At 42.1% G+C, this 14,987-nt stretch carries 9 protein-coding genes, 15 tRNA genes, 1 rRNA gene and 1 pseudogene; 24 read left to right on the plus strand and 2 right to left on the minus strand.

What is annotated here, in order from left to right:
• From rrf to BMG01_RS03990, 20 genes are all read left to right on the plus strand, one after another.
• Window positions 1-102, plus strand: a 5S ribosomal RNA gene (gene rrf, locus BMG01_RS03895); the annotation flags it as partial.
• Window positions 103-137: 35 nt separating this feature from the next.
• Window positions 138-228, plus strand: a tRNA-Ser gene (locus tag BMG01_RS03900).
• A gap of 4 nt (window positions 229-232) precedes the next feature.
• Window positions 233-305: transfer RNA gene (locus BMG01_RS03905), tRNA-Val, on the plus strand.
• Between the two features lie 46 nt (window positions 306-351).
• A tRNA-Thr gene (locus tag BMG01_RS03910) sits at window positions 352-424 on the plus strand.
• 8 nt (window positions 425-432) lie between these two features.
• Window positions 433-504: transfer RNA gene (locus BMG01_RS03915), tRNA-Gly, on the plus strand.
• A gap of 5 nt (window positions 505-509) precedes the next feature.
• A tRNA-Leu gene (locus BMG01_RS03920) sits at window positions 510-593 on the plus strand.
• A gap of 5 nt (window positions 594-598) precedes the next feature.
• Window positions 599-672 (plus strand) — tRNA-Arg (locus tag BMG01_RS03925).
• 67 nt (window positions 673-739) lie between these two features.
• Window positions 740-813, plus strand: a tRNA-Pro gene (locus BMG01_RS03930).
• 29 nt (window positions 814-842) lie between these two features.
• Window positions 843-916: transfer RNA gene (locus tag BMG01_RS03935), tRNA-Met, on the plus strand.
• A gap of 13 nt (window positions 917-929) precedes the next feature.
• A tRNA-Ile gene (locus BMG01_RS03940) sits at window positions 930-1,003 on the plus strand.
• 22 nt (window positions 1,004-1,025) lie between these two features.
• A tRNA-Ser gene (locus tag BMG01_RS03945) sits at window positions 1,026-1,115 on the plus strand.
• Window positions 1,116-1,144: 29 nt separating this feature from the next.
• Window positions 1,145-1,218, plus strand: a tRNA-Met gene (locus tag BMG01_RS03950).
• A gap of 2 nt (window positions 1,219-1,220) precedes the next feature.
• A tRNA-Asp gene (locus BMG01_RS03955) sits at window positions 1,221-1,294 on the plus strand.
• Between the two features lie 20 nt (window positions 1,295-1,314).
• Window positions 1,315-1,387: transfer RNA gene (locus BMG01_RS03960), tRNA-Phe, on the plus strand.
• Between the two features lie 30 nt (window positions 1,388-1,417).
• Window positions 1,418-1,488: transfer RNA gene (locus BMG01_RS03965), tRNA-Gly, on the plus strand.
• A gap of 26 nt (window positions 1,489-1,514) precedes the next feature.
• A tRNA-Ile gene (locus BMG01_RS03970) sits at window positions 1,515-1,588 on the plus strand.
• A 331-nt stretch (window positions 1,589-1,919) separates the two neighbouring features.
• Window positions 1,920-3,227, plus strand: a complete 1,308-nt coding sequence (serS, locus tag BMG01_RS03975) for a serine--tRNA ligase (RefSeq protein ID WP_004911320.1) — start codon at window positions 1,920-1,922, stop codon at window positions 3,225-3,227.
• 128 nt (window positions 3,228-3,355) lie between these two features.
• Complete coding sequence (gene secA / locus BMG01_RS03980) at window positions 3,356-5,770, plus strand: preprotein translocase subunit SecA (RefSeq protein WP_004911316.1); 2,415 nt, start codon at window positions 3,356-3,358, stop codon at window positions 5,768-5,770.
• A gap of 50 nt (window positions 5,771-5,820) precedes the next feature.
• Window positions 5,821-6,939, plus strand: coding sequence for a peptide chain release factor 2 (gene prfB / locus BMG01_RS03985; protein ID WP_004911313.1), 1,119 nt, complete (start codon window positions 5,821-5,823; stop codon window positions 6,937-6,939).
• Window positions 6,940-7,087: 148 nt separating this feature from the next.
• Window positions 7,088-9,568, plus strand: a complete 2,481-nt coding sequence (locus tag BMG01_RS03990; RefSeq protein ID WP_004911311.1) for an ATP-dependent Clp protease ATP-binding subunit — start codon at window positions 7,088-7,090, stop codon at window positions 9,566-9,568.
• Between the two features lie 35 nt (window positions 9,569-9,603).
• On the opposite strand, the gene BMG01_RS11400 is transcribed toward BMG01_RS03990, so the two are convergent.
• Together BMG01_RS11400 and BMG01_RS11575 are read right to left on the minus strand one after the other, a co-directional pair.
• Window positions 9,604-9,966, minus strand: a complete 363-nt coding sequence (locus BMG01_RS11400) for a prepilin peptidase (RefSeq protein WP_233127267.1) — start codon at window positions 9,964-9,966, stop codon at window positions 9,604-9,606.
• Window positions 9,967-9,999: 33 nt separating this feature from the next.
• A pseudogene (locus BMG01_RS11575) lies at window positions 10,000-10,254 on the minus strand (prepilin peptidase); the annotation flags it as partial.
• Between the two features lie 242 nt (window positions 10,255-10,496).
• Between BMG01_RS11575 and rpsL the strand changes: the two are divergent.
• From rpsL to BMG01_RS04015, 4 genes are all read left to right on the plus strand, one after another.
• Window positions 10,497-10,910: a 30S ribosomal protein S12 gene (rpsL, locus tag BMG01_RS04000; protein WP_004911305.1), complete on the plus strand. Its 414-nt coding sequence runs from the start codon at window positions 10,497-10,499 to the stop codon at window positions 10,908-10,910.
• 15 nt (window positions 10,911-10,925) lie between these two features.
• Window positions 10,926-11,396 carry a 30S ribosomal protein S7 gene (gene rpsG, locus BMG01_RS04005; RefSeq protein WP_004899475.1) on the plus strand — a complete coding sequence of 157 codons (471 nt, stop codon included), beginning with the start codon at window positions 10,926-10,928 and terminating at the stop codon, window positions 11,394-11,396.
• A 152-nt stretch (window positions 11,397-11,548) separates the two neighbouring features.
• On the plus strand, window positions 11,549-13,660 hold the full coding sequence (gene fusA / locus BMG01_RS04010; protein WP_004911302.1) for an elongation factor G: 2,112 nt from the start codon (window positions 11,549-11,551) through the stop codon (window positions 13,658-13,660).
• Between the two features lie 80 nt (window positions 13,661-13,740).
• Complete coding sequence (locus BMG01_RS04015) at window positions 13,741-14,928, plus strand: MFS transporter (RefSeq protein WP_036067785.1); 1,188 nt, start codon at window positions 13,741-13,743, stop codon at window positions 14,926-14,928.
• Window positions 14,929-14,987: the final 59 nt, after the last annotated feature.

Raw genomic sequence — 14,987 nt, forward strand, 5'->3', positions numbered from 1 at the left:
ATAGAGGACACACCTGTTCCCATACCGAACACAGAAGTTAAGCTCTATAGCGCCGAAAGTAGTTGGAGGATCGCTTCCTGCGAGGATAGGACGATGCGGTGCCGTACATAAGAAGAACGAGAGCAGTAGGAAGAAACGGAGAGGTGTCCGAGTCTGGCCGAAGGAGCACGGTTGGAAACCGTGTAAGCGTGGCGACGCGTTTCGAGGGTTCGAATCCCTTCCTCTCCATCATGGACGCTTAGCTCAGCTGGGAGAGCACCTGCCTTACAAGCAGGGGGTCACAGGTTCGATCCCTGTAGCGTCCATTGACTTCAGGGTCAAGAAAGAAACCGGCACGTCGGGATAAGCGATGCCGACTTAGCTCAGTTGGTAGAGCACCGCTCTTGTAAAGCGGGGGTCGAAGGTTCGAGTCCTTTAGTCGGCATGAATTATGCGGAAGTAGTTCAGTGGTAGAACATCACCTTGCCATGGTGGGGGTCGCGGGTTCGAATCCCGTCTTCCGCTTCTATGCCGGCGTGGCGGAATAGGCAGACGCACAGGACTTAAAATCCTGCGATAGAAATATCGTACCGGTTCGATCCCGGTCGCCGGCATATATGCACCTATAGCGCAATTGGATAGAGCGTCTGACTACGAATCAGGAGGTTGCAGGTTCGACTCCTGCTAGGTGCATAGAGGTTGAAGGAATTCAAACTCTTTTTTTAAGTATAAGAAGGGCGCAAGCTCAGGAAGACTTTTTCGGGATGTAGCTCAGCTTGGTAGAGCACCTGGTTTGGGACCAGGGGGTCGCAGGTTCGAATCCTGTCATCCCGATTGGTTAAGGGAACTTAGCCAAAGAGGATCGCGGTGTAGCTCAGCTGGCTAGAGCGTTCGGTTCATACCCGAGAGGTCGAGGGTTCGATTCCCCCCGCCGCGATAGGCTCGAAAGAGGACCATTAGCTCAGTTGGTTAGAGCAGACGGCTCATAACCGTCCGGTCGTTGGTTCGAGTCCAACATGGTCCATGCAGGACGAAGTAAAGATAATGGAGAATTACCCAAGTCTGGCTGAAGGGAACGGTCTTGAAAACCGTCAGGTCGGGAAACCGGCGCGTGGGTTCGAATCCCACATTCTCCTTAGGCATGAAGATGTCGCAATAAAATTATCGCGGGATGGAGCAGTCTGGTAGCTCGTCGGGCCCATAACCCGAAGGTCGTAGGTTCAAATCCTGCTCCCGCAATTGGTCGCATGGTCTAGCTGGTTAGGACGCCTGCCTGTCACGCAGGAGATCGCGGGTTCGAGCCCCGCTGTGACCGTTCATTGGGAACAATGAGATGGCTCTGTAGCTCAGTTGGTAGAGCAATGCATTGAAGCTGCATGTGTCGGCGGTTCGATTCCGTCCAGCGCCATAGGGAGGAGACTTCCGACAGGAACTACTTGCGAATGTAGTTCAATGGTAGAATTCCAGCCTTCCAAGCTGGCTATGCGGGTTCGATTCCCGTCATTCGCTTGATGTTAGAAGCGGCATCAAAATATGGGCCATTAGCTCAGTTGGTTAGAGCGCTGTGTTGATAACGCAGAGGTCCCAGGTTCGAGTCCTGGATGGCCCATGATTCAGGGGGAAGCAAGTGTTATGGTAACATAATGTTTGTTTCCTCTTTTTGTTTCCCCTTGTGTTTTAATTTGTAATAGGATAGAATGTTCTTAGTGATTATTATAAGTAGCGCATCAAAGAAAGTTATTGGTTGATGAGAAATAACAGCGTGAAACTCCATTAATCTTAGTTTGGCAGGTAATGCTGCCCGGTACCCTCGTTAAAGGTAATGAAGTGCTATAATTTAGGTTATAGAAATTGGGTGGTACCACGGAATCGCGTTTTTCGTCCCTTGTTTAACAACAAGACGAGAACGCTTTTTATTTTAAAAAATGAGGGAATATATTATGTTAGATATGCGTTATTTAAGAAAAAATAGTGAAGAAGCAAGTCAAAGACTTCTGGATAGAGGCGTTGAACCTGGCACGCTTGATCGATTGTTGGTATTAGATCAGGAACGACGTGATACCATTCAACGTGTTGAAAATTTGAAGGCGCAACGAAATGAAGTTTCTGACAAAATTGCCTATGCAAAACGTCAAAAAGAAGATGCTAGTGACGCGATTGCTCAAATGCAACAAGTTGGTAGTGATATAAAGGCGTTAGACGCCAAACAAGCAGAATTAGATGAGCAAGTCAATGAAATTGCGGCGCACTTGCCTAACTTGGCGGCTAGCGAAGTGCCTGTTGGACCAGACGAGTCTGCCAACGTTGAACAACGCAAATGGGCGCCTGAACATTATGATAATCGTCCTGAAGCACTTGTGAAAACAGATTGGGTGAAAGCTCACTACGATATTGGTGAAGCACTTGGAATTTTGGATTTTGAGCGTGGCGCAAAGGTTTCTGGCGCACGTTTCTTGTACTATGTTGGTGATGGTGCACGTTTAGAACGCGCTGTTTATAATTTTATGTTGGACGAGCATCGTAAAGAAGGCTACACTGAAATGATTACGCCGATTGTAGTCAATGATTCAGCAATGTTTGGAACCGGACAGTATCCAAAGTTTCAGGATGATGCGTATCGGGTAGCTGGACTCGATCAAACTTATATTCCAACAGCAGAAGTACCTTTGACAAATTATTACTCTGGAGAAACGATACCGGCAGAGGATTTGCCAATTAAATTAACGGCGTTGTCACCCTCATTCCGAAAGGAAGCGGGTTCTGCTGGAAAAGATACGCGTGGGTTAATTCGCTTACATCAATTTAATAAGGTTGAGATGGTTAAGTTTACTAAGCCTGAACAATCGTATGATGAGTTGGAAGCAATGACAGCAAACGCCGAAAACATTTTGCAAAAGTTAGCGCTACCTTATCACGTTATTTTACTTTCAACTGGGGATATGGGATTTTCTGCAGCAAAAACCTACGATGTTGAGGTTTGGATGCCACAACAAAATGTATACCGCGAAATTTCTTCAGTTTCAAATACAGAAGATTTTCAAGCGCGCCGTATGCATATCACTTACCGTGATGAAAATAACAAGTTACAGCTGGTCCATACTTTAAATGGTTCGGGACTTGCTGTGGGTAGAACTGTTGCTGCTATTTTAGAAAACTATCAAAATCCAGACGGCTCTGTCACGATTCCTGAAGTTTTGCGTCCCTACATGGGCGGACAAGAAAAGCTCGAAGCTAAAACTCATCATTAAAATTAAAAGAGTCTATTTTTTGGGCTCTTTTTTTGATATAATGGAACGTAGACTATTGTGCGCTAGACCACACAAATTTAGGTTTTAGAGGAGAAACGTGTCATTTTACTGAAGACACGCTAAATAACATGAATAATCCAATACGTAAATTAGTTGATAATTCAAAAAAACAACTCAAAAAATTAAACAACATTGCTGATCAGGTTGAAAGTTATGCTGATCAAATGTCAAAAATGTCTGATGAGGCCTTACAAGCTAAGACAGATGAATTTAAGGAAACCATCAACAAAGCAACAGATGGAATTAAAAATAAGGAAAAGCAGAATAAAGCGTTAGCAAAAGTACTGGATGAGATTTTACCTGAAGCATTTGCCGTTGCCAGAGAAGGCGCCAAACGTGTGTTGGGATTATATCCTTTCCGAGTACAAATTATGGGATCGGCTGTATTACATGATGGTAATTTGGCTGAAATGCGCACAGGTGAAGGAAAAACACTGACAGCGACGATGGCTGTGTATCTGAATGCTTTATCAGGACGCGGCGTTCACGTTGTCACTGTTAACGATTATTTATCAGCACGTGATGCGGAACAGATGGGACAACTCTACAATTGGCTTGGCCTATCCGTTGGTGTCAACGTTGGTGATGCGCCTGCTGAAGAAAAGCGTGCCGCCTATGACGCCGATATTACCTATTCGACGAACTTTAACATTGGATTTGATTATTTGCGTGATAACATGGTTCGTCGAGCGGAAGAGCGTGTGATGCAGCGTGGCTTGAACTTTGCATTGATTGATGAAGCTGATTCAATTTTGATTGATACGGCACGAACACCATTGATTATTTCTGGCCCAGGATCGGGCATTTCACAAATGTATGCTCGAGCAGATCGCTTTGTGAAAACTTTGCAACGTGATGAAGACTACAAGGTAGATGAAGAAGCTAAAGCAACCATGTTGACTAATGAAGGTATTCATAAGGGTGAAATTTTCTTCAACTTGGATAATTTGTATGATGCAAATGATACTGCTTTGACTCATCACATTGATCAGGCTTTACGGGCTAATTTCAACTATATCAACGACAAAGACTACGTTGTGCAGGATGGCGAAGTGAAGTTGATTGACCAATCAACAGGTCGTATCTCTGAGGGAACACGTTTGTCAGATGGTTTACATCAAGCAATCGAAGCCAAAGAAGGCGTTGAAATTCAAGAAGAGAACAAATCAATGGCACAAATTACGTATCAGAATTTGTTCCGTATGTATAAAAAATTGTCAGGTATGACAGGAACGGCTAAGACTGAAGAAGAAGAGTTACGTGAAATTTACAACATGGAAGTGATTACGATTCCGACTAATCGCCCAATCCAACGTGTGGATTACCCAGATCTACTTTATCCATCAGTTCGTGCCAAGTATAATGCTGTTGTAAAGCTTATTGTTGAACTCCATGAAAAGGGTCAACCTATCTTAATTGGTACAGGTTCAGTTGAAGCATCAGAATTGTTATCTAAAATTTTGATGGCGCAAAATGTGCCACATAATGTTTTGAACGCTAAAAACAATGCCAAAGAAGCCGAAATCATTGCTAATGCTGGTCAACGTGGCGCTGTGACTGTGGCGACTAACATGGCTGGTCGTGGTACTGACATCAAATTAGGGCCTGGTGTTGAAGAACTAGGTGGCCTAGCAGTTATTGCAACTGAACGTCATGAATCACGTCGAATTGATAACCAGTTACGTGGTCGTGCTGGTCGTCAAGGGGACCGCGGTTTCTCACAATTCTTCTTATCACTGGAAGATGACTTGATGATTCGCTTTGGAGCTGATCGTGTTCGTTTGTTGATGCAGCGACTTAATTTGGATGAAGAAGACACAGTGATTAAAAATCGTATGATTACGCGTTCCGTTGAATCAGCGCAAAAGCGTGTCGAAGGAAACAACTATGACACACGTAAAAACGTATTACAATATGATGATGTTGTGCGTGAGCAGCGTGAATTAGTCTATCATGAACGAGACATTGTGATTGATGAGAACGAATCGCTCGAATGGGTGTTGATGCCTATGGTCGACCGAACGATTAATCGAGTTGTTGATGCGCAAACAAAATCTAAAGATAATAAGACTTGGGATTTAGCTCAAATCGTTGCTTTTGTTGGCAATGCTTTAGGACACGAAGATGCAGTGACTGTTGAACAGTTGAAAGGTTTGTCTCGTGACGATATCAAAGCAAAACTATTGCGATTAGCTAAGGATAACTATAAAGAAAAACAAGCCCAACTTTATGATCCCGCGCAAATGCTAGAATTTGAAAAAGTGGTTATGTTGAGAGCGGTCGATCAACATTGGACTGATCATATCGATTCATTAGATCGCCTACGCCAAGGTGTTGGTTTGCGAGGTTATGGTCAATTAAATCCTTTGATTGAGTACCAAAATGAAGCCTATGCTAATTTCAATAAAATGATCGCTGACGTCGAATATGATGCCACGCGCACCTTCATGAAAGCTGAAATTCGTCAGAATTTACGTGCTTAATAGACAAATAAAAGCGAACTTTGTTCGTTTTTATTTTGAAAGGAAATAATATGGAAATTATTGATGCCAAACATGCGATTGCTGATATGCAAGAAAATATCACGCGTTTTCGGAATAGTCTTGATTTGGAGGCATTAACTGAAGAAATTGCAGACTACGAAAACCGTATGACTGAGCCAGGCTTTTGGGATGACAATGATAAAGCGCAAAAAGTCATTGAAGAAAATAATGTTTTGAAAAATCGGCGTGATTCTTTCTTGAATTTGACTAGTCAAGTTGAGGATTTGGAAGTTTTGACAGAAATGTTAGCTGAAGATCCCGAAGATACAGATTTGGAAAATGAACTTTCTGAAGGTATTGCGAAAGCACAGCAAGACATTGATGCTTACAACTTGGAACAATTATTGACAGAGCCTTATGATGCTAATAACGCCGTTTTGGAAATTCATCCGGGATCTGGTGGAACAGAATCAACTGACTGGGGTGCTAATTTGTACCGTATGTATACTCGTTGGGCGCAACAACATAATTTTCAAGTGGAAACGCTTGATTACCATGCGGGTGACGAAGCTGGTATTGATAGCGCTACGATAAAAGTGACAGGACACAATGCATATGGCTTTTTACGCAGTGAAAAAGGTGTACATCGATTTGTTAGAATTTCACCTTTTGATAGTGCTGGACGGCGGCATACGAGCTTCGTATCGGTTGATGTGATGCCAGAATTGGATGATTCAATTGAAGTGGAAGTGCGTGATGATGATGTCAAAATGGATGTGTTCCGTTCGGGTGGTGCTGGTGGTCAAAACGTCAACAAGGTCTCCACTGGTGTGCGTTTGACACACGAACCAACAGGTATTGTTGTCTCATCAACAGTTGAACGGACACAATATGGTAACCGCGATTATGCCATGCGATTATTAAAAAGTAAACTTTATCAGTTAGAGCTTGAGAAAAAAGAAGCCGAGCGAGCAGCGCTTACTGGTGAAAAAATGGAAAATGGCTGGGGATCACAAATACGTTCTTACGTTTTGCACCCCTATCAAATGGTTAAAGATCATCGGACTAACTACGAAACTAATCAGCCACAAGCGGTTCTTGACGGTGACTTGGATTCTTTTATCAACGCCTATTTGCAGTGGCAATTATCACTAAAAAATCCAAATTAATGAAGTCGAAACGGTCGTTTCGGCTTTTTGAATTTTGAATTGCGATTAAATGACGCTGATACAAACAAATGATTTCCTAATAACATCTAATTGGGTTATAATATAAGTCAATATTATACAAACACAGCCGAATTTTAAGGAGGCATACATGGATAATAACTATACACCAAGTGCTCAAAACGTTCTGGCTTTGGCACAAGAACAGGCAAAATATTTTAAACATCAAGCAGTTGGCACGGAACACTTATTGTTAGCTTTGGCCATCGAACAAGAGGGTATTGCCAGCAAAATTTTGACGCAGTTTAACGTCACGGATGATGATATCCGTGAAGAAATTGAACACTTTACTGGCTATGGTATGTCAAGCCGCTATGAAAAGGGCGTTTATTTACCATATTCACCAAAAGCAGCTGATATTTTACGACAAGCTGGTGAAGAATCTCGTGCTTTGGCACAACCCAAAGTAGGAACTGAACATATTTTATTAGCGCTGCTGCAAGATGAAAGTATCTTGTCTTCACGAATTTTGTTGGCATTAGATGCTAATTTGCAAGATTTGCGTCGGGCAATCTTGCGGAAGCTGGGTGTCACAGACATTCGTAAACAAATGAAACAACGTGAGAAGCAGCAAGCAGCAGCCGGAACACCGACTTTAGATGGCTTGGCGCGTGACTTGACGCAGATGGCACGTGATGAAAAAATGGACCCAGTTATTGGACGATCTAAAGAAGTTCGCCGTGTTGTGCAAATTTTATCTCGTCGTACTAAAAATAATCCTGTGCTGATTGGTGAACCGGGTGTTGGAAAGACAGCAATTGCAGAAGGATTGGCTCAGAAAATTGTCGCGGGTGAAGTACCAGAAAATTTGTCACATAAGCGTTTAATGGCGCTTGATATGGGGTCATTAGTTGCTGGTACTAAATATCGTGGCGAGTTCGAAGATCGTTTGAAAAAAATAATCGAAGAAATCTATCAAGATGGCGAAGTTATCCTATTCATTGATGAGTTGCATACTTTAATTGGTGCTGGTGGTGCTGAAGGCGCTATTGATGCGTCAAATATTTTGAAACCAGCTTTAGCTCGTGGTGAATTACAGACATTGGGCGCAACCACCTTTGATGAGTATCAAAAGTACATCGAATCTGACGCGGCATTAGAACGACGTTTTGCTTCAGTGACTGTTGACGAACCAACGCAAGAAGATGCAATTGCTATATTGAATGGCATCCGACCTAAATTTGAAGAACATCACCAAGTACAAATTGATGATGAAGCGATAAATGCGGCTGTGAAGCTATCATCGCGGTACATCAGTGACCGTTTTTTGCCTGATAAAGCAATTGATTTAATTGATGAAGCGGGCGCAAAAGTTCGCATTGAAGCAACAGAAAATAGTGGTACGAATGACAAAGTAGTAACTCGTCTTAAGCAAATTGAGATAGACAAAGATGCTGCTATTGAAGCTTTAAATTTTGAAGAAGCAGCGCAACTGCGTACCGAAGAAATGAAGCTCAAGAAAAAATTAGCTAAGAAAGAGGCGAGAATACAAGCAGCAGTGGCTAATGGCGAACGCTCGCAATATGATTTACATGTGACAACACAAGACATCGCTGAAGTTATTTCTCAACAAACAGGGGTGCCGTTGACACAGTTAGAAAAAAACGATCAGCAGCGTTTAGTCAATTTAGAAAAAGTTCTAGGACGGCGAGTTGTTGGCCAACAGGCTGCAGTTTCCGCAGTTGCACGTGCTATTCGACGTGCACGTTCTGGATTGAAAGATCCTACGCGCCCCATTGGGACCTTTATGTTTTTGGGACCAACTGGTGTTGGAAAAACGGAGTTGGCTAAAGCGCTGGCAGAAGCTATTTTTGGTAGTGAAGATAATCTCATTCGTATCGATATGTCCGAATATCAAGAACGCTGGTCAGCTAGTCGATTAATCGGTTCTGCACCTGGGTATGTTGGTTATGATGAAGGTGGACAATTGACTGAAAAAGTACGCAATCACCCTTATTCAGTTGTTTTGCTAGACGAGGCTGAAAAAGCCCATCAGGACATCTTTAATTTGATGTTGCAAGTCTTTGATGACGGCTATCTGACTGACTCTAAAGGTCGTAAAGTTGATTTTCGCAACACAATCATTATTATGACTTCTAATTTAGGTGCCACACGTCTTCGCGATGAAAAATCAGTTGGTTTTGGTGCTGTTGATTTGAAAAATGATCATGAAGCTGTTGCAGCTAAAATTAGAGAAACACTGAAAGAGACTTTCAGGCCAGAATTCATCAACCGTTTAGATGAGGCAATTGTCTTTGAGAGTTTGACCAAACAAGAGTTACATGAAATTGTAAAATTGATGAGTCGTTCAGTACTACAACGTGTTGCTGAACAAGGTATTACAATTAAGATGACGCCCGCCGCCATTGACGTTGTTGCCAGTGCTGGTTTTGATCCTGAATATGGTGCCCGCCCAATTCGACGTGCACTTCAGACAAGTGTTGAAGATGCACTTAGTGAAGAGTTATTACGTGGTAATATTACCACTGAAGATGCCGTTACAATTGGCGCAAAGAATGGCAGCATTAAAATTACAACGAAACCACTTAAAACAACGTCGCCAGCAACTTAATAGCTTAAACACTTGAAGATAATTCAAGTGTTTTTTTATATCAAGACACCAATTAGTAGCCAACCAACGGTTAGAAAAGGCACAAATGGTAAACGTTTTTGTGATGATAATGCTAAAAAAAGTGTGGCTAAACAACAGCCTAACAACAAGCCTAGTACAAAAACATAGGTTGTTGTTGAAAAAATGAGTGTCAATAAAACTGGAATATCACCGGATCCTAAAGCGCGTCGTATATAAACCAAATAATAAGCTATCAAGCCAATTAATAAAGCTAGAAAAATGTGCGATTGATCATGGTGTTGGTGGATTGCGTACAATAACAGCGGAATAATCAAGTAGCTATGGATGGTCTGCGACTCGCAGTCTTCAAGTGATAAAAACAGTAGTACTACTGCCATTAGCCATTGAAGGGTCGAGGAATACCAAAGCATGGTGCCAAACAGTGTGCACGTCAATTCTAATGCAGGATAGCGCCAACCAAAACGTTTGTGACAATAGCGAGATTTTGCAAACGTGAAAACTGCCGAAAAAAACGGCACGAGATCGTACCACTTTAATAAATGATGACACATCAGGCAAAACGATCTGGGATGTAGTAATGAAATATTATGTTGGATGCGATCATTGGCACACATAACTGACGAAACAATGATGCTATTAAAAATCAATATCAATATATTTTCCATGTGGAATAGTACGAAAAAACAAATACTTATTCACAAAATGTAAATACCCACTTGACTTTATCGCTCAATCTGGTATTATATTGAACGTGCTTTTAAGTAATCTGTTCTGTGACATTGTCACACTGTGCTGAACGGCGCTGTAAAGGTAACTGTCAGCAGATTTCCGGTGAGCATTTTTGTTTGAAAACAGAAATGAAACACCTGGAACTGTGAAACTAATGAAAAATTTAAGGAGCTGTAGCATGCCTACAATTAACCAATTGGTTCGTAAGCCACGTAAGTCAAAGGTTTCTAAGTCAAAATCACCTGCTTTGAACTTTGGCTACAATTCAATGAAGAAAAAAGCAACTAACAATGCTGCCCCACAAAAGCGTGGTGTCGCAACACGTGTTGGTACAATGACACCAAAGAAGCCTAACTCAGCTTTGCGTAAGTACGCCCGTGTGCGTCTTTCAAACTTGTATGAAGTAACAGCATATATTCCAGGTATTGGTCATAACTTGCAAGAACACTCGGTTGTTTTGATTCGTGGTGGTCGTGTTAAGGATTTGCCTGGTGTACGTTACCACATTATCCGTGGTGCTTTGGATACTGCGGGTGTTGATGGTCGTATGACATCACGTTCAAAGTATGGTACAAAGGCACCAAAGAAGTAAGAAGGAGACTGACTAATGCCACGTAAAGGTTATACTAAGCGTCAGGAAGTTTTGCCTGACCCAATTTACAATTCAAAACTCGTTTCACGTTTGATCAACAAGTTGATGCTTGATGGTAAGCGTGGTACAGCTTCAACAATCTTGTATGATGCTTTTGATCGTATCAAGGAAGCAACTGGCAATGAACCATTGGAAGTTTTCGAACAAGCCATGGAAAACATTATGCCAGTATTGGAAGTTAAAGCTCGCCGTGTTGGTGGTTCTAACTACCAGGTGCCAATCGAAGTTCGTCCAGATCGTCGTACGACTTTGGGACTTCGTTGGTTGGTTAACTACTCACGTTTGCGTAATGAACACACAATGGATGAGCGTTTAGCCAAAGAAATTATGGATGCTGCCAATGACACTGGTGCATCTGTTAAGAAGCGCGAAGATACGCACAAGATGGCTGAAGCCAACCGTGCGTTTGCACACTATCGTTGGTAATCTGTTGATGACAAGAATTTAATTATTCTTGCGCGTCAAATAGTGTACAATTGTCATAGATGGTGTTTGTCAAAACAAGCACCATCAAAAAGCGAACACAATGATGTGTCGCTTTTTGTTGCATATATAACTAAACCAGGAGATAACTCACAATGGCAAAACGTGAATACCCACTAGAGCGTACACGTAACATCGGAATCATGGCCCACATTGATGCGGGTAAGACAACGACTACTGAACGTATCTTGTACTATACAGGTAAAATTCACAAAATTGGTGAAACACATGATGGTGCTTCACAAATGGATTTCATGGAACAAGAAAAGGAACGTGGTATCACGATCCAATCAGCTGCTACAACAGCTGTTTGGCACGGTTTCTTTGATCAATTTGAAAAAACACCTTATCGTGTTAACATCATTGATACACCTGGACACGTGGACTTCACAATCGAAGTTGAACGTGCTTTGCGTGTTCTTGATGGTGCCGTAGCCGTACTTGATGGTGCAGCTGGGGTTGAACCACAAACAGAAACAGTTTGGCGTCAGGCAACAACTTATGATGTGCCACGTATCGTCTTTGTTAACAAGATGGACAAAATGGGTGCTGATTTCCAAATGTCAGTTGACTCAATGCACGAACGTTTGCAAGTTAATGCTGAAGCAATTCAATGGCCAATCGGTGCTGAGGATGACTTCGAAGCTGTTATTGACTTGATTACACAAGAAGCTTATTACCCTGTTGATGAACTTGGTGAAAAGTGGGAACCACGTGATATTCCAGCTGATTTGAAAGATTTGGCAGAAGAAAAGCGCAACACATTGATTGAAGCTGTTGCTGATGTCGATGATGATTTGATGGAAAAGTATCTTGAAGGTGAAGATATTTCTGTTGAAGAATTAAAGGCAGCGATTCGTCGTGCTACATTAGCACTTCAATTCTACCCAATTCTTGCGGGTTCAGCTTATAAAGATAAGGGTGTTCAAATGATGTTGGATGCCGTTGTTGATTATTTGCCAGGACCTTTGGATGTTAAGCCATATATTGCTAAAGATCCAAAGACAGACGAAGAAGTTGATTTGATTGCTGATGATTCAAAGCCTTTCGCTGCTTTGGCATTCAAAATCATGACAGATCCATTCGTTGGTCGTTTGACATTTATGCGTGTTTATACTGGTACTTTGCAATCAGGTTCATATGTACAAAATACTTCCTCTGATACACGTGAACGTGTTGGTCGTTTGCTACAAATGCACGCTACTTCACGCACTGAAATTGAAGAAGTATTCTCTGGTGATATTGCTGCGGCTATTGGTTTGAAGAACACGACAACTGGTGATTCTTTGACAGCTGTTGACCATCAACTGATTCTGGAATCAATGGAGTTCCCAGAACCAGTTATCGAATTGGCTATTGAACCAAAGACAAAGGCTGATCAAGACAAATTGTCAAATGCCATTCAAAAATTGGCTGAAGAAGATCCTTCATTCCGTGCTACAACTAACCCTGAAACTGGTCAAACATTGATTGCTGGTATGGGTGAATTGCAATTGGATATCATGGTTGATCGTATGCGCCGTGAATTCAATGTTGAAGCCACTGTTGGTGCACCACAAGTTGCTTATCGTGAAGCCTTTACTAAGACAGTGCAAGCACGTGGTTACTTCAAACGTCAATCTGGTGGTAAAGGTCAGTATGGTGATGTTTGGATTGAATTCTCACCAAACGAAGAAGGGGCTGGATTCGAATTCGAAGATGCCATCGTTGGTGGTGTTGTGCCTCGTGAATATATTCCATCAGTTGAAGCTGGTTTGAAGGACGCATTGAATGCTGGTCCTTTGGCTGGATTCCCATTAGTTGATTTGAAAGCTAAGTTGTATGATGGTTCATATCACGATGTCGATTCAAGTGAAGCTGCCTTTAAGATTGCTGCTTCATTGGCTTTGCGTGAAGCTGCTAAGACAGCCGGCGCGGTTATTTTGGAACCAATTATGGCTGTTGATATTGTTGCACCTGAAGATAACCTTGGTGATGTTATGGGACACGTCTCAGCACGCCGTGGTATGATTGAAGGTCAAGAGTCACGTGGTCCTGTTTTGGCAGTTAAGGCTAAGGTGCCTTTGTCAGAAATGTTTGGTTATGCAACTACTTTGCGTTCAGCAACGCAAGGCCGTGGTACATTCCAAATGGTTTTCGATCACTACGAAGCTGTTCCTAAGAACATTCAAGAAGAAATTATCAAGACTCACGGTCAAGAAAATTAATCTTTAACTGACTGATGGTTCAGTATAAACGGCGTCGCTCAACGGAGTGACGCTGTTTTGTTATTATTAGGTAAATTGACATGAAAAATCACAGTAAGTTTTTAATTCCAGGTATTATTGTTGTCGGGATGATTTTGAGATTACCATTCACGGCTATACCACCAATTTTGAGTAGTATTTCCAAATCAGAAGGTGTACCTGTTGGCCAATTGGGCATGCTAACAACTATTCCATTGATAGCATTTGCGCTATTTTCTTCCACGGCTCCAAAAGTAGCACAGAAGATTGGTTTAGAAAGAGCATTTGCGTTGATGTTAATGCTGCTGATTATTGGTTCGGGGATTCGAGTCATCAATGCAACTTTTCTCTATATTGGAACAATGCTAATTGGTATTGGTGTTGCCCACATGAATGTGTTGCTGCCCAGCGTTATTCGAACGTATTTTCCGATGAAAGTCGGTCCGATGACGTCTGTTTTTACATTTAGCATGATGTTAGCAACGGCCGTTGGGGCAAGTTTAGCAGCGCCAATAACAGCATTAACTAGTTGGCAAATTTTCGTAGGACTGCTAACAATCTTGCTAATTGGCGCTTTACTGGATTGGTTGCCTAATGAGCGATTTGCGGCAAAAAGGCAAGCTACTCAAATAACGAGTCCTCACCAGAAAACGGTCCGATTCAATGTTTGGAAAAACCGTAATGCTTGGTTATTATTGTTTTTTGGTGGTATGCAATCTGCAATGTTCTATGTTTTGATGGCATGGGGGCCGACAATGGCAATTCAAACCGGATTAACGCCGGCCACCGCTGGTTTATTTTCTGGTCTTAACTCGTTAATTGGTTTACCATTTGCGTTAACAGTACCTTCAATTGTTGTTAGGTTGAACAAACATCAAAAACAATGGCTGGTTGCTAGTTTTTCAATTTTAGGTACAATTGGCTACCTTCTGCTACTAAATCCACAAGGCACATTTGCCTACTGGTTACTGGTCAATTTATTTATTGGTGTCGGCACATCGGTGTTGTTTCCGTATTTGATGACCACATTCACGCTTAAAACCAGCACGCCGGGGCAAACAGCGCAATTGTCGGGTATGTCGCAAAGTGGTGGTTATTTGATTGCGGCAATTGGTCCAGCTATGTTTGGTTACGCATATGGTTGGTGGCATTCTTGGACACCGCAAATTATCGTTATTATTATTTTGTTCATCTTAATGACACTAGCTATTGTTGTTGTTGAAAATCATGAAAAAATCGTTGAGGCATAGTAGTCACTGAGGCTAAATGGCAGAATATGATTTTCTTTTTATGTCTTAAAAATTAGTGT

It is taken from the genome of Leuconostoc sp. BM2, assembly GCF_002095565.1.
In the GTDB taxonomy this organism is placed as follows: domain Bacteria; phylum Bacillota; class Bacilli; order Lactobacillales; family Lactobacillaceae; genus Leuconostoc; species Leuconostoc falkenbergense.